Source organism: Runella salmonicolor (assembly GCF_024158025.1).
Taxonomy (GTDB): Bacteria; Bacteroidota; Bacteroidia; order Cytophagales; family Spirosomataceae; genus Runella; species Runella salmonicolor.
Genome location: NZ_JAMZEL010000004.1, coordinates 92,280 through 111,164 on the forward strand (window position 1 = coordinate 92,280; position 18,885 = coordinate 111,164).

General features: G+C 41.3%; 20 protein-coding genes and 1 riboswitch. Of the genes, 2 read left to right on the forward strand and 18 right to left on the reverse strand.

All coding sequences use genetic code 11. The features are described 5' to 3' along the window. The first annotated feature begins 193 nt into the window (after positions 1-193). The gene (locus NCI00_RS11900) at positions 194-1,036 is read left to right on the forward strand and encodes a universal stress protein (protein ID WP_253527761.1); all 843 of its coding nucleotides are present in this window, start codon (positions 194-196) and stop codon (positions 1,034-1,036) included. On the opposite strand, the gene NCI00_RS11905 is transcribed toward NCI00_RS11900, so the two are convergent. Both NCI00_RS11905 and NCI00_RS11910 read right to left on the reverse strand, forming a co-directional pair. Next, positions 1,029-4,784 (reverse strand): sensor histidine kinase, encoded by a 3,756-nt coding sequence (locus tag NCI00_RS11905; protein WP_253527763.1) that lies wholly within the window; start codon positions 4,782-4,784, stop codon positions 1,029-1,031. The two genes, NCI00_RS11900 and NCI00_RS11905, sit on opposite strands and share 8 nt — an antisense overlap. A 145-nt stretch (positions 4,785-4,929) precedes the next feature. Further along, positions 4,930-5,220, reverse strand: a complete 291-nt coding sequence (locus NCI00_RS11910) for a HesB/IscA family protein (protein ID WP_253527765.1) — start codon at positions 5,218-5,220, stop codon at positions 4,930-4,932. 97 nt (positions 5,221-5,317) lie between these two features. On the opposite strand from NCI00_RS11910, the gene NCI00_RS11915 reads away from it, so the two are divergent. Next, the gene (locus NCI00_RS11915; RefSeq protein ID WP_114461673.1) at positions 5,318-5,842 is read left to right on the forward strand and encodes a DUF7935 family protein; all 525 of its coding nucleotides are present in this window, start codon (positions 5,318-5,320) and stop codon (positions 5,840-5,842) included. A gap of 39 nt (positions 5,843-5,881) precedes the next feature. Here the strand turns inward: NCI00_RS11915 and NCI00_RS11920 are convergent, their stop codons facing one another. The 16 genes from NCI00_RS11920 to NCI00_RS11995 form a co-directional block, all read right to left on the reverse strand. Beyond that, positions 5,882-7,072 (reverse strand): T9SS type A sorting domain-containing protein, encoded by a 1,191-nt coding sequence (locus NCI00_RS11920; RefSeq protein ID WP_253527768.1) that lies wholly within the window; start codon positions 7,070-7,072, stop codon positions 5,882-5,884. A gap of 134 nt (positions 7,073-7,206) precedes the next feature. Beyond that, positions 7,207-8,652, reverse strand: a complete 1,446-nt coding sequence (locus NCI00_RS11925; RefSeq protein WP_253527770.1) for an anthranilate synthase component I family protein — start codon at positions 8,650-8,652, stop codon at positions 7,207-7,209. Between the two features lie 252 nt (positions 8,653-8,904). Further along, positions 8,905-9,486 carry a porin family protein gene (locus NCI00_RS11930; RefSeq protein WP_166558475.1) on the reverse strand — a complete coding sequence of 194 codons (582 nt, stop codon included), beginning with the start codon at positions 9,484-9,486 and terminating at the stop codon, positions 8,905-8,907. Positions 9,487-9,588: 102 nt separating this feature from the next. Beyond that, the gene (locus NCI00_RS11935) at positions 9,589-10,143 is read right to left on the reverse strand and encodes a YqgE/AlgH family protein (protein ID WP_166558476.1); all 555 of its coding nucleotides are present in this window, start codon (positions 10,141-10,143) and stop codon (positions 9,589-9,591) included. 88 nt (positions 10,144-10,231) lie between these two features. Then, a complete protein-coding gene (gene bioB / locus NCI00_RS11940; RefSeq protein WP_253527772.1) occupies positions 10,232-11,203 on the reverse strand; it encodes a biotin synthase BioB in 972 nt (323 codons plus the stop codon). Between the two features lie 14 nt (positions 11,204-11,217). Next, positions 11,218-11,919, reverse strand: a complete 702-nt coding sequence (locus NCI00_RS11945; RefSeq protein WP_253527774.1) for a Dph6-related ATP pyrophosphatase — start codon at positions 11,917-11,919, stop codon at positions 11,218-11,220. Then, a complete protein-coding gene (locus NCI00_RS11950) occupies positions 11,919-12,509 on the reverse strand; it encodes a DUF6580 family putative transport protein (RefSeq protein WP_253527776.1) in 591 nt (196 codons plus the stop codon). The genes NCI00_RS11945 and NCI00_RS11950 overlap by 1 nt, the downstream gene beginning before the upstream one ends. 50 nt (positions 12,510-12,559) lie before the next feature. Further along, positions 12,560-12,775: riboswitch (cobalamin riboswitch) on the reverse strand. A 106-nt stretch (positions 12,776-12,881) separates the two neighbouring features. Next, positions 12,882-13,433, reverse strand: coding sequence for a hypothetical protein (locus NCI00_RS11955; RefSeq protein WP_253527778.1), 552 nt, complete (start codon positions 13,431-13,433; stop codon positions 12,882-12,884). Positions 13,434-13,651: 218 nt separating this feature from the next. Then, a complete protein-coding gene (locus NCI00_RS11960) occupies positions 13,652-13,990 on the reverse strand; it encodes a DUF1493 family protein (RefSeq protein ID WP_253527780.1) in 339 nt (112 codons plus the stop codon). 216 nt (positions 13,991-14,206) lie between these two features. After that, positions 14,207-14,758: a hypothetical protein gene (locus NCI00_RS11965; protein ID WP_253527782.1), complete on the reverse strand. Its 552-nt coding sequence runs from the start codon at positions 14,756-14,758 to the stop codon at positions 14,207-14,209. Between the two features lie 139 nt (positions 14,759-14,897). Then, positions 14,898-15,449, reverse strand: a complete 552-nt coding sequence (locus NCI00_RS11970; RefSeq protein WP_253527784.1) for a hypothetical protein — start codon at positions 15,447-15,449, stop codon at positions 14,898-14,900. Between the two features lie 139 nt (positions 15,450-15,588). Beyond that, a complete protein-coding gene (locus tag NCI00_RS11975) occupies positions 15,589-16,140 on the reverse strand; it encodes a hypothetical protein (RefSeq protein WP_253527786.1) in 552 nt (183 codons plus the stop codon). Between the two features lie 204 nt (positions 16,141-16,344). Next, the gene (locus tag NCI00_RS11980) at positions 16,345-17,010 is read right to left on the reverse strand and encodes a hypothetical protein (RefSeq protein ID WP_253527790.1); all 666 of its coding nucleotides are present in this window, start codon (positions 17,008-17,010) and stop codon (positions 16,345-16,347) included. 370 nt (positions 17,011-17,380) lie between these two features. After that, complete coding sequence (locus NCI00_RS11985; protein WP_253527793.1) at positions 17,381-17,689, reverse strand: hypothetical protein; 309 nt, start codon at positions 17,687-17,689, stop codon at positions 17,381-17,383. A gap of 17 nt (positions 17,690-17,706) precedes the next feature. Continuing rightward, a complete protein-coding gene (locus NCI00_RS11990) occupies positions 17,707-18,330 on the reverse strand; it encodes a hypothetical protein (RefSeq protein ID WP_253527795.1) in 624 nt (207 codons plus the stop codon). A 140-nt stretch (positions 18,331-18,470) separates the two neighbouring features. Next, a complete protein-coding gene (locus NCI00_RS11995; RefSeq protein ID WP_253527797.1) occupies positions 18,471-18,773 on the reverse strand; it encodes a LuxR C-terminal-related transcriptional regulator in 303 nt (100 codons plus the stop codon). Between the last annotated feature and the right edge of the window lie 112 nt (positions 18,774-18,885).

Genomic DNA, 18,885 nt, shown 5'->3' on the forward strand with positions numbered 1-18,885 from the left:
TGGTTTTGTTAAATGAATATTGGTTACCAAAATTAAGCAGAGATTGATTGATAGACATCAGGTTGGGGACATATTTTCCGATGAAAAGTGATTAGTTGATGGAAATCAGTCACTTGTCTTGATTTTTGTCAGCATTTGAACTTCGTTGTAAATGTACATTTACTATCATTTTTAAATCAACCGATGTACTGCAATGAAAAAGATATTAGTTCCTACTGACTTCTCAGGTTTTGCGCACAATGCCCTTGAAGTGGCGGCCGATATAGCCTTTAAAACAAATGCCGAAATAATGTTGCTCCATGCCAACGAAAAAATGGTGACGGCAACGCCGTTGGCGGAGTACTATCTATACGATAAAGCCATCGAGGATGAGTATTTGGACATGGTCACGGAGAGCTTGAAAAAAACACTAGCCGAAATTGCAGAGAGTGGAAAGTTTGCGAGGGTAAAAGTTAAGACGGCCGTTATTGGAGGGCCGATGGTAAGCGTTATCGAAGATTTTGTGAAAGACCACGCCATTGATTTAGTTGTGATGGGAACGCGCGGTGTGTCGGGAATGGAAGAAATTATCGTAGGGTCAAATACTGAAAAAGTGATTCGTCGGGTAAAATGCCCCGTTTTGGCCGTGCCTTCCCCAGCAGTATCGTTTGGTAAAATTGTTTTTCCCACTACGCTCAAAGAAAGTCAACTTCCAGCTTTTAAGGCTTTTGCGGCTTTGCAGAAAATTTTTAGCGGAGAGGTGTCTTTGCTTTACATCAATGATCCTGGCCATTTTAAAAACACGGCGGCGATGGAAGCCCAAAAAGATTTTTTGGTGAAAGAATCAGGTTTAAAAAATGCAACCTTGTTTGTGTCTGACACCGAAGTATTCAATGAAGAAGATGCTATTCTTGACTTTGCGCACCAGAACCATGCGGATTTGATTGTGATGGGTACGCATCAACGTCGAGGACTGGCCCACTTTTTCATGGGTAGCATGACCGAAGACACCGTCAATCATTCGGATATTCCAGTGCTTAGTTTGAGCATTAAATAAGATTATTACTTACTTCAGCAGGACGATCGCTGTGCTTTAAGGGGAGGGATAGGAAAAATGTGGTTCCTGTCCCTTCTTCTGTTTCAAACCAGATGGAGCCTCCGGCATGTTCCACCCCTCGCTTGGCAATGGCCAGTCCCAAGCCTGAGCCGTCTTGCTTGGTACTGAAGTTAGGCAAGAATACTTTTGGACGGATGGCTTCTGGAATACCATTTCCGTTGTCTTGTACTTCGATATAAACATTGCCTTCATCAATCCGTAATCGAAGGAAGATTTCGGGTCTACGTCCAGTTGGTACAGACTGTATTCCATTGATAATCAGATTGGTGATGATGCGACCAATGAGTTGTCGGTCACCGATTACGTTCACTCTTCGGTTTTGAATATCTCGGTGAAGGATGATTTTGGTGTCGTCGGCATACAAATCAGCGGCCTTATTCAGTACGGATGAAATCTCAAATAGCTCATTTTTGGGAAGCGGCATTTTGGCGAAATCCGAAAACGACGTGGCAATGTCACTGATATTGTCTATCTGGTCAATCAACGATTCGAAGGTGCGTTTTATGCGCTCATTTTGGGGTAAATTAGGGGGCAAATCGCGCAGCATCGTTCGCTGAAGCTGTTGAATAGTCAGCTTCATCGGTGTTAGAGGGTTCTTGATTTCGTGCGCTACTTGCTTGGCCATCTCGCGCCATGCCGACTGCTTTTCATTTTTGGCGAGTTCTTCTTTGCTCTCATCTAGTTTCTTCAACATTTGGTTATAAGAACCTACCAACAAGCCAATCTCATCGTCTGATTTCCAATTGACGGGCTCGTTAAGTTGGTGCAGGTTGATTCGTCTGATTTTCTGCGTCAGGATGCGTAGCGGAATAGTCAATAGGTTGGAAGCCCAGTAAGAAATGGCTAAAAACAACAGAAACATGATGGCAAACACGCTCAAAATCGTTGAAATTACTTCGATGATTTGCCGATCAAGTTCAGGTTTTGAGTCAAAATAAGGTATACTTAAAATGCCCAATGGTTTGCTGGTGTTGCGGGCCCGGACAATCACGTATGCGGTGCGATACTGCTTTTTACCCAGCGATTCGTCCAATAATACTTCGTTTTCCCGGTCTTGAATCAGGTGAATATAAGCATCAGGGTTGAGCCATTTGGATAAAAGCTTGATTTCATAAATCAGGGGCTCGGTGGTGATGCTGAGGTTGCCTTCTTCATTAAAGAAATTAATGTCAACGTTGGCATCCCGGGCAATTTTCCCCAGTTCCTCTTCCATTGCGTCTCGGCTTCTTTTTCCGCTAAGGTACTCTTCCAGATAGGGGGCAAAGTTGTTGCCGATGTTTTTGGTACTGGTGAGATAGGTATTTTCTTGATTGCTGTTGTAGTTGGCCGTAATAACTTGTAGGGTGATAAGTACAATGAGTAATAATGGCGTGAAAAAAGCAACATTAAGCAAAATCTGAATTTTGGTTGTATAGCTAATTTTCAGCCGTCGTAAGCCATATTTTAGGGCATATACGCCAATAATACCAATGACGTATAATACCAATATGAGGTACAAAAATGAGAAATTGGAAATAATACTTTTATAAGGATACGACTTAGACGACACAATCATGTATCGGTTGTTTTTATCGCGATTGCCTATATGTTTGTAATCATAGAGTTGGATGCCCCGTGTGTATAAAATTGGATTGCCCAACTCAACAGGCGGCATTTTTCGGTCGTAGTTGTAGCTGCCTGAGCTATAAATAAGGTTTTTGGCCGTATCATAAACGGCATAGCTGTACTGACGTGTTTCGGGAGCTTGCACAAACTTTTTATCCATCAATAACTCTGGATATACATTTCTGGACTGCTCTTCGCGGGGGTTTAGGTTGAGTACTACCCGCCCAACTAAGGTTGAGCCTTTGCGAATATCAATCAAACTCAAGTACTGTTTCTGGAAATTGTTGACAAGATCATTAATAAAATAAAGGGAAGGGTACTTGGTTTGGTATTTGGACAGCTGGTAAAACTTAGTATAGTTGTCAAATGTTTCATCCGAAATGGACGTATCTAAAGGCTGCCCATCGGCCCGAAACGACACTACTTCAATATCATACTTATCAAAGTATTTATCCAAGTGAATACTCTTCACGATTTGCTGAATACGCTCTCGGGACAAAACTGTATCACTGACAAATGAATTTTGGATTTCGGGGTCTTTACTGATTGACTCTTTGGCGCGGTCCAACAAAAATTCACCCAAACCATCATTTTCAGAAAAAATTTGCTCTCCAAATTCTTTTTTGTTGGCAATGTCTTTTTGTTCTTCTTCATTGTAGACCACGTAGGTCGTAACGATGGCCCAGAAAAAAGCCCCCAGAAAATAATAAATGGTGGTTCGGTAACGAAATGTGTATAAAACACGTGGAAACCGGGCGAAGTATAACAATAAAAAATAAAGAGCATGAACACCCAAAATCCATTTAAGGTCGACTCCCAAAATAATTGCCAGAAGCAGAAAGATAAGGGCGCCAATCGCAAAAATCAGCACACCATATATTTTTTTTGGGTTGAGTCGAATAAATAATCCTACTAGTAAGTGAGTACATAGAAAATAGATGCTCGAAATAAGAATAAAGATAATGAGGCAAGCTATTTTAAGGACAGAGAACGAGATGCTTAACGTGATGTCGAGCGTAAATTGTGATTTTTCGTAGATGTTATTCAGTTCTAACAGACTTAGGTAAAATACCCCAAAACTAAGAATGATAAATAGAACTGATAAAATAGGTTGTACTTTTTGGGAGATATTTACTAAGAATAGGTAAGCCTTTGAACGGAAATAAAAATCAGCTACGTAAAGCGATAATATAAAGCAAACCGAGCAATTGAGCAAAAAGTCGCCGAGCGAAGGGGCAATGGGCGAGGAAGCATAAAACTTGGGGTTGAATAAATCGTTTTCTGAGAATAAAAAAGGAATTCCAAAATAAAGCATCCCTGCCCGAAGGAGCACCAAATACATCATCAATAGCAAAAATGCCATTTCGTAACGCTTCTGTTTGCTTAATGTAATGACCCATTGGATAATGTATATCCCGAACAAAACTGCCGCTAAGATTCCCCACGTGATGGTGTTGACGGGGGCTGTTTGATTATGGTAGGAGTCAAATTTGGGGGGGATGATAGAAAACAAAAACCGATTTTGGTTGTCCAGAATGTTTTGATACGCTGGCCCGAAATTGGTTGAAATTAGCTCGGGGTCTACCGTAAAAAGAGTTGCGTTGTAGCCCGATTGTAAGTAGTTATTTTCGTTCTTATAGTGTCGGTACAGATTAATGACTGAAACTACATCAATACGAGCATTGGGGCGCGTAAACTGCCGACGACTGACTAAATATTTGCTTTGGTCAAAGGTAACAAGTTGAGTTTGAGATATTTTATGAATAGCTTCATAGTCTGGAATAAATCGATAGTCGGACCAGAAAATCAAACGTCCGTTTTGGTAAACGTAGTAAGGGTATTTGGTGGGCTGGCGAAGGTCAGAAAACTGCGTATTTGTGGTTTGAGCAACCAGCATTGTAATGCGTTCAATCTCTTCCTGCGAAACCGAAAGTTCATGCTTGATTCGTTCTTTTACAGCCGAGAAATAAGTCTCTTCTGCCGCACCCAAAGCCCCTCTTTCAAAGAAAAAGAAAGACAATAATGCCACCAATAACGAACATGTCGCCAGAATGGCTGGTATATGTTTCCTAATTTTTTGCACGAAGATCCAAAAAGTGGTTTTGCCGGTTTTTATGTATTCAGTCAATTATACTATAGACCTAAAATCGTGCCAAAAGTTACTATTGTTTATATAAGTATTGATAGAAATAATTGTAAGCGCGGTGCGGTTGGCTATCAAGGGGAGGTTATTTTACCAAGGTAAATCCCGCTCCTTCCTCTGTTTCTTCAAAATCTACCTCTGTGCCGATTACGTACATTAAGTGGCGTTTGTCGATAATGACTTTGATGGTATCTACCATGTATACGTGGTCGTTTTCGGTGGGTAGATCAAAACCCAACAAGAACTGGGCGCCGCATCCTCCGCCTTTCATTCCGACCCTTAATCCGTATGTGTCTGGAATCTTGTTGATGCGTAAAGTATCCACTATTTCTTGGTGGGCAATGGGAGAAATTCTAATGGGATTTTTGGTAATCATGGGAGTTTTATGCGTTAATCCGCAAAAATACGCACTATTTTGCCGACAGTTTGCGTTCTTTGCGGAGACTCTTTACTGGTAAACAAACAATAAACGAATGGAAATTGTCACCGACCTGTTGAAAATAGTACTTCCTGCTGCTTTGGTGTTATATGCGGTGTATTTGACCGTAACTGCCTTTTTGAAAAAACAATTTGTGGAAAAACAGCTGGAAAACCGAAGTAAAAAGTTGGAAATAACCCTACCGATTCGGCTTCAGGCTTACGAGCGGATGTGCCTTTTTTTGGAACGAATCAGCCCCAATAATCTTATCGTTCGTTTGAATGGTTCGGCTACTCAAGCCATTGAATTTCAGCAGATTTTAATGCATGAAGTGCGCGAAGAATTCAATCATAATCTTTCGCAACAAGTCTATATGAGCCATGAGGCATGGGAGCAAATACGGGGTGCCCAGCAGGAAGTGATTACGCTTATCAATCAAGCCGCCTCAGAGGTAGCCCCCGACGCGCCTCCGCTTGATTTAGCCAAGAAGATTTTCGAGAAAATCATTCAGGAAAACCGCAACCCTACGGCTTCAGCGCTCAAGTTTGTTAAGGAAGAAATTCAGCAGGAGTTTATATAATTAACACTCAATATTTTCTGACGACTCCTTTTCTAGCCCTTATTTATTCACCCACAGCTTTTGGGTCAATCTTCCTCGTCCCATTGCGTCGGCATAGGTGATGAAATACAGCCCCGTTTGTAGTTCGCGCAGTGGTTTAATGGTCAAACTGTTGGTATTGCTGGCCTGAATTTCAAAAGGAATTTCCTGACCAAGTAAAGTCGACAAACGTAGACCATCTAGTTCAAGGTTATCAAATTGCAGTTTTATGTTTTGCCCATCTGAAGGGTTTGGGTAAATAACAAACCGTGAGGAGGCAGTTTGAGGGCTGACTGCAATGATTTTTGAATATTCTGAAGCGCGGTCTTTGTCCACTTGTTTCAGTCGATAATAATTCACTCCTGGCAAGGGCGCTTCATCCAAAAAGCTGTACTCGACGCGTTGCTTTGAATCTCCCGCCGACGTAATGCGCCCTATTGACGTAAATTCCTTTAAGTCTGTACTGCGCTCTACCTGAAAATAGTCACTGTTGGATTCATTTGCGGTGGCCCAATTCAGGCGTACGCGGTCGTTTTCTGCTTTTCCACGAAAATAAATAAGTTCAACAGGTACAATACTGGCCCATGATAAGTCCGTCAGGAAGATACTTTGCGCAGTAGTGGCACCGTTACGGATATTATCACCGCTGTTGAACGCAATGGTCACTTTTTTAACACCAGTGCCCGGAAAAGTAACCGTCGAGCGGGTACTGTCTAAGGGATCGGAATTGAAACCGGATAGAATTCTTACAAAAGGCTCTATTCCGTTGGTTAAAAAGGCAAAATTAGGATTATAAGAAATGGCCGGTGTGACACCTATATCGTTGTCGTCATAACCCGCAATAAGGACACGGTCTTGATAGTTACTAAAGCTTAATTCGCGGTCGATTCCCAGAATTCCAAATGATAAATTGGTTACGGGCTCACTAAATGTGAACGTAACACTGATGCCTTCGGTACGGTTTCCTAACGCAATGTTTAGCCATAATCCCCGGGAGTCATTACGGGGGGTTTGGTTACGAAGTCGATTGGTGTTCCCCTGAATGGTGGCCGTGACGGTCACTGGCGGAGTGCCTATGTTACTGAATGTCTGCAATAAAGCGCCATCGGGCCTCCACGGCGTCACCTCTGTATTTGAAGAAAGGTCAATATAACCCTGTCCAAATGCGAGTGTGGAATAAAATATGGTCAGTAGTGTAAAAAGTTTCCTCATACCGTGAAAACGATTATGCATTATACTTTCTTGTTTGATTACAGAATATATACGCAATAAACGAAACAAAGATAGACAAACTTTGGAAAAAAATCTGTTTCGAATTACGGACGATTTTGTGTTTTGGTGCTTTATTACAATTCATTAGCCATTTCAATGGCGTTGCGGAGCGCGGCGAGCTTATTATGCACCTCCTGCATCTCAGAAGCAATGTTCGATTTGGCCACTACGCCCATTCCTGCTTGATAAAACAACGTATTGTTTTTACTCAAAAAAGTACGAATCGTAATGCAGTGATTGAAGTCTCCGCTAAAACTGATATGACCCAATGCACCGCCGTAAATACTACGATTGGTGGTTTCAAGACGATTAATGATGGTCATCGCGTTGTGTTTGGGGGCGCCTGAGAGCGTTCCAGCCGGAAATGTATCGGCAACCAATTGGAGTGGATTAACCCCCGCGCTCATTTTTCCTGTTACCTTAGAAACCAAGTGAATCACGTGTGAGAAAAACTGTGCTTCTTTGTAGGTTTCTACTTTGACCACGTCGCAGCTCCGACTCAAATCATTACGGGCTAAGTCTACCAACATCACGTGTTCGGCTGTTTCTTTGGGGTCGGCGGCTAGTTGACGCGCCAATTCAGCGTCTTTTTCGTCATCGCCTGTACGCCGGAAAGTGCCCGCAATGGGGTGAATTTCGGCGTGCCCGTTTTTGATGTAAATTTGTTTTTCGGGCGACGAACCGAACACTTTGTAATTGCCGAAATCAAAGTAAAAAAGATACGGAGAAGGATTGATGGAGCGCAAAGCCCGGTAAACATTGAATTCATCGCCTTCAAATTTCTTGCTGAAACGACGCGAAGGTACAATCTGAAATACATCGCCGCGTAGGCAATGATTGATGCATTGCTGAATCGTACCCGCCATTTGCTCATCGGTGACGTTGCTTTCTTCGATGGCATTGGCTTTAAAGCGGAACGTCGCCATTTTAGGCGCTTTAACAATCATCTCCAAAGAATCCAAATCCATGCCCATACTTCGGCTGTGGTTGGAATCCTGCCTTGTTACGCCATAATCATGCTCAAACAAATACACTTCATCTTTGAAATGATTGAACGCAATCACAAAACGATACACGCGATACACCATCTGTGGAATGGCGTTGTCGGGTGTTTTTGGCTGAATCTCAATGTCTTCAAAGTATTCCACTGAGTCGTAGGTAATATGCCCAAACAAACCACCATTGATGAAAGGGTAATCATTTTTTGGAGCGTCAAAGCGCTGGATAAAATCCCGTAGGGTTTGCATGGCGTGTTTGCGATGAGGCAAACCAAACGTCTCCTCGGAGCCGTCAGGAAAGGTTTGCGTTACCACGTCTTCGTCCAACACAAACGAGGCAACGGGGTCGCAGGCAATGACGCTGAAGCCGTGCTCCATGCCGTGGTATTCGGCACTTTCGAGCATGACGGTGTAGGGGAACTTATCGCGGAGTTTGAGATAAACGCCAACGGGCGTAAGCATATCTCCTAATAATTTACGGCTTTGAGTGCTGATTTTGAAGGTAGTATCGGTCGTTGTCATTACCTATATCGGTTGAATTTGTTAGTTATCAAGTTTGGGAATTGAAAATAAAAAAAGCTCGCTGTGCGATGAACAGCGAGCTTTTTGGGTTAAAAATAAGCATAGCATTACGTGTTCATCTTTTTGGAAGAAGAACGCCACCACCATGCGCTATTTTTTACGTTTAAAATCATGTTGCAAAATTACAATCGGGATTTATAAATCCAAATTTTATTTATTCTTCCTCAAAAAACCCCTTGTAGATTGCTTGAGCTACTTCTTTTTGTACAAATTGTAAATGACCGAAACCTGTAACGTACGATTGTAAAGCGATTCAGTTTTGGAAGTTGACAAATTGGTGAACCCGTGAATGTAGCGAAGGTTCAGGCTGAAATCTTCTGCCATATCCATAAAGTCAAACCGTAGCCCTGTACCCATGCTGAATTCGTTTTTACGAAGTGGAACCACGCTTCGGAGGTTATTGACCGCGTAGCTAAACTCTGGTGCAACCTCAAAAGTTAAGCCTTCGGTGAGAATGTATCCTACCACTGGTACAAAGCTGGCGTAGTTGAAATTGTTGCGTACTACTTCAAGTTCTCCCTTAAATGTACCGCCGCGTACCGAAAGTTGTACTTCTGGTTGAAAAACCCATTTTTGATTCCGAATACGGTAGAAAACACCTAAATTAGGGTGAGACTGGCGTTTGAGGCTGTAAATAAAGTTGGGAGAATAGGTACTGCTGGAAATATTTAATCCTGCACGCAAACCCAAATGGGGTTTCATGTAAACAGTCTGGGCCTGTGCTCCAATGGACACAATCACCAAAAGTAGAAGTAATCTAAGGTTCAAATTCATGATACAATTCAAAAAGTTAGTTTATGGTGGTTTTCAAACCACTTGGCTGTGTTAGTGACAACCTCACTATTGTTTATGTGATTGATTATTAATTGTTTGTCTTTAATTTAGCCGTGGGTCGGTGGGATAATGCGACTTGACCCGGTACTCGCCGCCCATTTTTCGTAAAACTGCCCTCCAAAATTGATCAACTGGGGTGTCAAAGATAAAGCTAGCATCCGTGTCGGATACAATCCAGGCGTTTTTGCTGAGTTCTTCGTCCAATTGTCCCGCTGACCATCCTGAATATCCAATGAAAAAACGCAAATCTCGTTCGGTTATTTTCCCGACGTTGAGCATGCTCATAATTTGTTCAAAATCGCCGCTCCAATATAAATTATCACCTACGGGCACGGCATCTTCAATAAATGACAACCGATGAAGAAAATGTAAGGTGTTCTGTTCGACTGGACCGCCCAGATAAAGTGGCAGGTTGGTCACAACGGGCTCTTTCAGAACGTCGTTAAGGTGTAAGTTGGTGGTTTGATTAAAGACCAATCCAAAGGTTCCATGTTCGTTGTGTTCGCACAAAAACACCACGCTCCGTTCAAAATTGGGGTCACCCAAAGTTGGTTCGGCAATTAATAATTTTCCTTGGGCAGGTTTTAGCGGCGGCATTTGGTCCTGGTTCAGTGTCTCTTTTAGGGAGATAACGAAATAAAAATCAAAAATAGTGGATTTTCAAGAACAAATGAGCACGTTGTGACTAAACCGCTTCCAATTTTTGTGCTTTGAAGGCAGGACGCGGCCTGATATTCAGGGTTTGAAACATCTCTTGGTCGGCATCAACATCAGGATTGGGGGTTGTTAGCAGCTTTTCTCCCGCAAAAATAGAATTGGCCCCTGCCATAAAACAAAGTGCCTGTTCTTCCATCGTCATATTGACACGGCCCGCCGAGAGACGAACCATGGCTTTAGGCATCAGAATGCGGGCCGTGGCTATCATCCGAATCATATCCCAGACCGATACGCGTTTTTGATGCTCCAGCGGCGTGCCTTCTACGGCCACCAGGGCATTGACAGGCACCGATTCAGGAGCCTGTGGAAGCGACGCCAGGGTATGAAGCATTCCGATGCGGTCGTCGTGGCTCTCGCCCATGCCGATGATACCGCCTGAGCAGGCCGAAATTCCCACTTTCTGCACGTGATTGATGGTTTGGAGGCGGTCGTCGTAGGTACGGGTTGAAATAATATCGCGGTAAAACTCCTCGCTTGTGTCGAGGTTATGGTTGTAGGCATAAAGCCCAGCTTCTTTCAGTTTTTGAGCTTGGGTTTCGGTCAGCATTCCCAACGTGCAGCATACTTCCATGTCGAGTTGATTCACGCCTTTGACCATTTCCAGTACTTTATCAAAATCGCGATTATCACGGACTTCGCGCCAAGCGGCACCCATGCAGAAGCGCGTGCTGCCCGCTTCTTTGGCGCGTTGGGCGGCACTTAATACTTCATCCACTTCCATCAATTTATGGGCTTGTACTCCCGTGTGGTACCGCGCAGCCTGTGGGCAATAGGCGCAATCTTCGGGGCAGCCCCCCGTTTTGACAGACAGCAAGGTACAGACCTGTACTTCTTGAGGGTCGTGGTGTTGGCGGTGAACCGTGGCGGCTCGGTAAATCAACTCCAAAATAGGAGATTCGTAAATTTCGCGTACCGCGTCTTTCGATAACGTAGGATTCATCTTGCGCAATGACTTTAAATGGGCAACAAATCTGTGAAAAAATAAGTGGAAGTCAAGTGTTCTCCTTCGGCATTTTGAAAATGATAGGTCTTTTCGACGGTTTCTCCTTTTTGAAAATCAATGGGTTGGGAAAAATAAGGAGCTTCAAAAACAAAGGTGTGAAATTCGCCGTTTTCGCCACAGGGGTCGATATTGGCGGGCAATTCGCTGACAAAATCGCGGTCTAGCACGCGGCCACAAAAGGATTGGTCCAACACATTTCCGTTTACGCTGACGACGATGGTTTTGAATCCTAAGCCCCAAAATTCTTCCAGCAATTCCATCGAAGGACGTTTCCAGAGGGGAAATATTCCTTGCATTCCAATGGTCGCCAGTTGATTTTCGCGGTAAAGGCGCAAATCTTCCAGAAAAATATCGCCAAAAATGGATTTTGTGATGCCCGCGTCGGCTAAGGGTTGGAGAATTTGAGCCATACGGAGTTGATATTCTTCCATAGACGTAGTTTCGGGCAGGCGCAGCTTGAGCAGTTCGATGCCGAGCCGTTGGGCCTGTTGGTCGAGCAGTTCTTCGCGCACGCCGTGCATCGAGATTCGTCGGAAGGAGTCGTTCAGTGAAGTCAGGAGGTAACGAACGTCGTAGGCTTTGTTTTGCAAACTATGATACAATGCCAGCGCCGAGTCTTTTCCTCCCGACCAATTCATAAGAGCCGTCTGCATTATTCAGCAACGGCCAGTTTGGGAAAACGCATTTTCAGAACTTCAAAGCCGCCAAAAAGCAAAGCGCTGTATGCCAACGTACCCGCCAGAAAATTACGCATAAACGGCGCGCCCTGCGTGAGGCATTGCACAAACCCAGTCCAATCGCGCGTGAGGGGCAGACCCGTGCGCAGATCAATGCCACCGCTCAGCCACACGCTGCCATCCGACAAGACCCAATGCGACAACGTGGCAATGACGGCGACCAAAACGACGTTTTTGACGTTGATTTTTTGTAGTAACACTTTTCCGTAAAAAACAATCAGCGCAAAAATGCCGTATACCCAATACCAGCCTTCGTAGATGATGCCGTAGCGGCCTTGGTAAATGACGGCGTTGATGAGTAAATCGCTGATAAAAAGGGTGATAAGCGGGAAAGCAAAGGCTTTCCAACGGGTACTGAAATACGCGCCGCTAAACAGCGCCATCGCGCCAAGCGGTGTAAAATTGGAAATGGGCGAGAGCTGCGCCACGTTCAGAATACGAATCAGCGCTGCGGCCAACATAAAGCACAGCAACGTCAGCAGACGGGGATTGAGGGTGTTTTTCATACTATTTAAAAGAATAAAATCGGTTTAGCTGCGCATCCTCCGTGCGCGGCGACTAAATAGTTCATTGGGCAGGTCTCCTGACTTGTTTCATCGCCCTTGCACCTTCCCGATTTACGTTTGAAAATCAGTGGTTTATGCAGTTGTTAAGAGCGACCTTGGATGAAACTTACAGTTGCGGGGACAGTCTCCGTTTTGCACGGAATTCCCTTTTAAGCCGTCAAAGCCTGCCACGAAGCAGGCATGAGGCACCCAAGACGAATACAAAAGTAGGGAGAAGTAGGGAGTGAGGGGTAGGAAAGGCGGATTTATTTTTTGAGGGAGGGGGGATTTGCTTTTAGGTGGTAAATCGTGTCAAAGCAAGAAACGAGACACTTAGACACTTTTTAACTTTTTTACTTCCCCCGTTTTTTTGTTGATTATAAGAGTAATTTCAAAAGGCGAGCCTCCCATTGATATACCTATTTGGTAGTTTCTTCTTTTTAAACTCCCATCTCTATGGTAAGTCTCCACCCACCTTCCTCTTCTCTTTTGTTCAACAAATACCCGATCACCAACCTCATTCAACAAAGCTTCCAGTTGTTCGGGGGGAATTTCGTTTTTAATTATTTTGCCCTTTGCATCACGTTGATAAATCAAAATAACCTTTCCCCACAGATGCGCATATTGTTGGGGGGGATTATCTTTAAAGCTATCGGTCAGTCTTGCTACTAATTCAATTCTTTTTTCTTCCTTTCCACTATCTGGATATACATGCATTTCATAAACACCCATGTCTTTGTACATCTCATTCGCTTTCTTACAATTGATGATGAACTCGCCAATTGCATCAATAAGAATCGGGTCTTTAATTTGGGTTTTTTCGCAAGTCTGTGCCAGAGCAGAAACCCAAAAACAGCAGAGTAAAAGCGTGATTATAACTCTCATTATTTTATCAGGTTAAAACGACTTTATTTCATATGTCTTGAGTATTCGAAAAATACTTAGTTTCTGTATATGTATTTACATAAATTTCTTTTAAAGAAGAATCATTCAACTAAGCTTTTTTTATAAATGTAATTAAAAACAATAATATTCTCCCATAATCTTTAGGTAAAAAATGAGCAGAAAGATGATAGTAATGATTGAATATCACGATAGTAATACTAATCAATATTGTTCCATTTTTTATCAATTATTGCTTTTTCTAAATCCCCTAAAGTTAACTTATGCTTAGAACGTTTTGGTAATGGAGTTCCATAAATAAGTTGCTTAAACCAATCAATGTTAATCAGCAGTCCTTCATCGTCAAAATATTTTGAAAATTCAAAATTAGAGAATTCAATATTAAATTTTCTAAAAAAAGATTCCATAAACTCAATTGCATCGTCACCTGTCAATGATAAATCGCGCTCTAATTGAGTCTCTCTCGTTAACTCTTTTCTATATTTCCACCGTGTAGTGTGTACAAAGCTAATTAAATCACTAAAAATATCTTGTTCCATATGCTAACAGTCTTGAGTTATTTCATTGAATTTAGAAGTAGTTTTAAACAAAATAGAAACTAAATCATAAGCTAAAATCCCCCAACCAATGACAGGTTATGACAATCTCAAGACACACGTATGAAGTTACACATGAGGAGTAAGAATATTTTTTTAAACAAAAAAGCGAAGCCACAAACAAAAAAGTGGCTTTGCTTGATTCATTTACGCTCATCTTCAAACAGATTTCAACTTTCTTACTTCTCCCGTTTTTTTGTTGATTAAAAGAGTAATACTTGTAGGGGAGCCTCCGCCCGATATGATTTGCTGAAAGCTTCTTTTTTTTAAACTTCCATCGGCATTATAGGTTTCCACCCACCGTCCCCTTCTTTGTTGTTTAATAAATACCCGATCACCAACCTCATTCAACAAAGCTTCCAGTTGTTCGGGGGGAATTTCGTTTTTAATTATTTTGCCCTTTGCATCACGTTGATAAATCAAAATAACCTTTCCCCACAGATGCGCATATTGTTGGGGGGGATTATCTTTAAAACTATCGGTCAGATCTATCCACAAATTAATTCTTTTTTCTTCCTTTCCACTATCCGGATGCACTCCCATATGTATAACCCCCATATCTTTGTATATTTCATTGACTTTATTACAGTTAATAATAAACTCACCAATAGCATCAATGAGAATAGGGTCTTTAATTTGGGTTTTTTCGCAAGTCTGTGCCAGAGCAGACGAGAAAAAGTAGGAAAGTAAAAGCGTGATGTAAAGTTTCATTGGCTTCATTTTGTGAGCGAATTAAAGATATTGCCTATCATCCCAAGACATACGCATGAGGAGTAAGGATATTTTTTTAAACAAAAAAGCAAAGCCACAAACAAAAAAGTGGCTTTGCTTGATTCATTTACGATAATCTTCAAACAGATTTCAACTTTCTTACTTCTCCCGTTTTTTTATCGATTAAAAGGGTAATACTTGTAGGCCCACCTCCCATTGATATACCTATTTGGTAGTTTCTTCTTTTTAAACTCCCATCTCTATGGTAAGTCTCTACCCACCGTCCTCTTCTTTGTTGTTTAATAAATACCCGATCACCAACCTCATTCAACAAAGCTTCCAGTTGTTCGGGGGGGACTTCGTTTTTAATCATTGCGCTTTTTTCATTAAATTGATGAATCAATATAATTTTCCCAAAAAGATGGGCATAGTGTTGGGGTGGATTTTCTTTAAAGCTATCGGTCAAGCTTGCCCATAAGCTAATTCTTTTCTCTGCTTTACCACTATCGGGATTTATGCCCATGTGTATAACTCCCATGCTCTTGTACATTTCATTGGCTTTATTACAATTAATAATAAACTCCCCAATAGCGTCAATGAGAATAGGGTCTTTTATTTGGGTTTTCTCGCAGGTTTGAGCCAGAGCAGACGAGAAAAAGTAGGAAAGTAAAATCGTGATGTAAAGTTTCATTGGCTTCATTTTGTTAGCGAATTAAAGATATTGCCTATCATCCCAAGACACACTTACGTGTGTTACGCATCAGTTTTTAAACAAAAAAGCGAAGCCACAAACAAAAAAGTGGCTTTGCTTGATTCATTTACGCTCATCTTCAAACAGATTTCAACTTTCTTACTTCTCCCGTTTTTTTGTTGATTAAAAGAGTAATACTTGTAGGGGAGCCTCCGCCCGATATGATTTGCTGAAAGCTTCTTTTTTTTAAACTTCCATCGGCATTATAGGTTTCCACCCACCGTCCCCTTCTTTGTTGTTTAATAAATACCCGATCACCAACCTCATTCAACAAAGCTTCCAGTTGTTCGGGGGGGACTTCGTTTTTAATCATTGCGCTTTTTTCATTAAATTGATGAATCAATATAATTTTCCCAAAAAGATGGGCATAGTGTTGGGGTGGATTTTCTTTAAAGCTATCGGTCAAGCCTGCCCATAAGCTAATTCTTTTCTCTGCTTTACCACTATCGGGATTTATGCCTATGTATATAACGCCCATATCTTTATACATCTGATTGACTTTATTACAGTTAATAATAAACTCACCAATGGCATCAATGAGAATCGGGTCTTTTATTTGGGTTTTCTCGCAGGTTTGAGCCAAAGTAGAGGAGAAAAAGTAAGACAGTAAAAGCGTGATTATCAATCTCATTATTTTATCAGGTTAAAACTAAAATTACAGTTGCGGGGCAGTTTCCGTTCTGCACAGAATTTCCTTTTAAGCCTTCAAAGCCCCCTACGAAGTAGACATTAGGCACCCAAGACGAATACAAAAGTAGGGAGAAGTCGGGAGTGAGAAAGGAGACTTTATTTTTTGGGGAGGGGGCTTAGTATTTTTGAAAAAGCCCTTCTTATCCTATTTTATGGGAGTTTCCTGATCATAAAATTCAAGGATTTTTATTAAATCACTTTCGACGGAATAATCCAAACGATTAGATTTAACAAATTCCGAAATCATCGACGCTTTGTCACTTAATGCCTCCAAAACCGCCGATTTTTTTCGTTTGATAGGACTTATTTGTCCCTCTTTTACGAGGTATAGCTCTTCTTCCCGGACAAATTTTGATGATTTTACGACTGACCCAAATTCAGTTTCGGAGATCATTTTGGTTTGAATATTTTTCAACAACTTCGTGTGCTTATCATACAGAACTTGGTAGAAATGACGCGGACCTTGCTCGCCGATTGGGGGGAATCCGCACCGAAAAGTGGCTTGATTGAGTTTAAATTCAGAAATTTGTGCGGCATCCAATCGGAGTAGTTTGGCCGTAGAAGGCTGCTCGTACTCAAACTCATTTTTGTAGGCATCAAATCTTGCTTTGGGGTACCGATACCACTTCCCATTTTGCCGTGACTTGGTTTCTCCTTCCACAAAGGAGTCGTTCCAGTAAGGTGTTCCTTCAACGCCCGAAAATTTTGTTTCTAAAGCGGGTTGCCCATCCCCTTTGCTGACAAAACGGCCCTGGGCATACCCGTTATGTAAACTACACACAACAATGGCTACTAAAATATAAAGTCTCATCCTAGTTTTCGCTAAGTACGTAATAAAATAAAAACGCATAAAAAGGCACCAAAAATACAAGAATCCAAATAGCTGTTTTTTTTACAAGCGGCGTATATGTTAACCAATTAAGGTATTCCAAAAATACTCCCATTAAAACACAGGCTATGCCTATAAATAAAAAAAAATATCTCAAATAAGAATTATTGAACGAATTGGGATTGGTTAGACAAACAAAAGTCAACACTCCACCGGTACATAAAAAAACAAGCGTTATTATAGGGTGAATTACGGGTTTCATTGGGTCTAAAATTGCAATAAGTTTGCCTATAATTTGATATTACAGGCAAACTTAAATGTTGTTTGTGTATAAATGTAAATAAAAATACTACTACCCAATCTTTAGGTAAAAAATAAGCACAAAGGCTGTAGCAATGATGGAACAGACTATCATCGCTATTTGATTCTTTTTATTAGCATTATGATTTGTGAAGACTCTGTATGCCAAAAATAATTGCAGACATAAACCTAATAGAAAGAACAAAATTACCCATGTTTTTTTCATAGCAAAAGCCTCAATGCCGCCGATTAACCAAACACCTACGATGTTACCAACTACTACGTAGATAACATCCCTAACGAGGGTTTGCTTGTTTTTCTTAAGTTCTTGGTGTTTTTGTTTCAATTCTGTTTGTGTCATGGTATTAAGTGTTTAAATTAATGACAACAACCTCCATAAGTTTGTTCGGCTTTTCTAATGCAGTCGTTGGCCCAACCTGCACCTCTTAATGCAGGTACTGCCAAACCTGTTAACCAACTAAAACCTAAAATTACAGTTGATCCGCCTATACAACCCCATAAATGACCTCTCATACTTCCACAACAATCGGTTGATTTTGCAGTTTTAAAACGATCTCCGTAAGAAGTAATACAATGTTTCCATATTTCATTTCTGACTTCATCAGATAGGTTTGGTAAATTATTATATTTCTTCATGACAGAGATTTGGGCAGTATTTAATGCAGTTAAAGATTCTTGAAAGTCAGCATTAGTCTGTATATTTCTCTTTTTTAGAAGAAATAAAATATCGTCATTGCTTTTTTTTTCGTTTAGTTCAGTCAGCATACCTCCCCATTGATTTTTTGGAATGTCTTCATAAATATAGGATACTTGTACTGAAAAATCAATTTGACGATCAATAAGAGTAAATACTAACGGGTCTTTAGACATTTGTATCTTATACTGTTCAATTACAAAATTCTCATTTTCAATTGAAGAATCGTTTTGACAGGAAAAGATAAATAAAAATAGTAGAAAATAAATAAAAGGAAAAGATTTCATTTTTGTTGAATTTTAAGGTTGAACATTTTCTTTAATATTTGTCGTTGCGCTTCAACACCACAAACATAGCGGCTCAACCATTATCAAAATAGAGCAAAACTACCTCAAAGAATGAGGTATAATTCCCTCAAAATAGAGGGCTATTTCATTACTTCCTTTTTGAGTAGGTGTAAAAACTCTTGGTGTTGGATAGCGAAGCGTCGCAATGCCCGGCAACCACCAAGATATAGCTTGTCGGCAATGCGCTCTTTGTAGTTGGCTATACTTTTGGGTTTGATACGCATGGCTTTGGCAATCTCAACGGCGGTGAGGTCGTCGGCTAAGTGAATCAGAACAATGACCTCTTGTGAGGTAAGACCGGCCAATGATTGAACGTTTTCAGGCTTGATGCGGGGCTGTTGGTACGCAAGTGCCAACAGTTTTTGAGAGAGAATTAAAGACATGTTTTATGGCATTGGGTTCTATAAATGTAACTTTATCTATAGTTTCCCATAACGTAGCACCGTGCCCATAAAACTAGAACAGAAAATAGTGATTCCAAAATAAAATAATGAA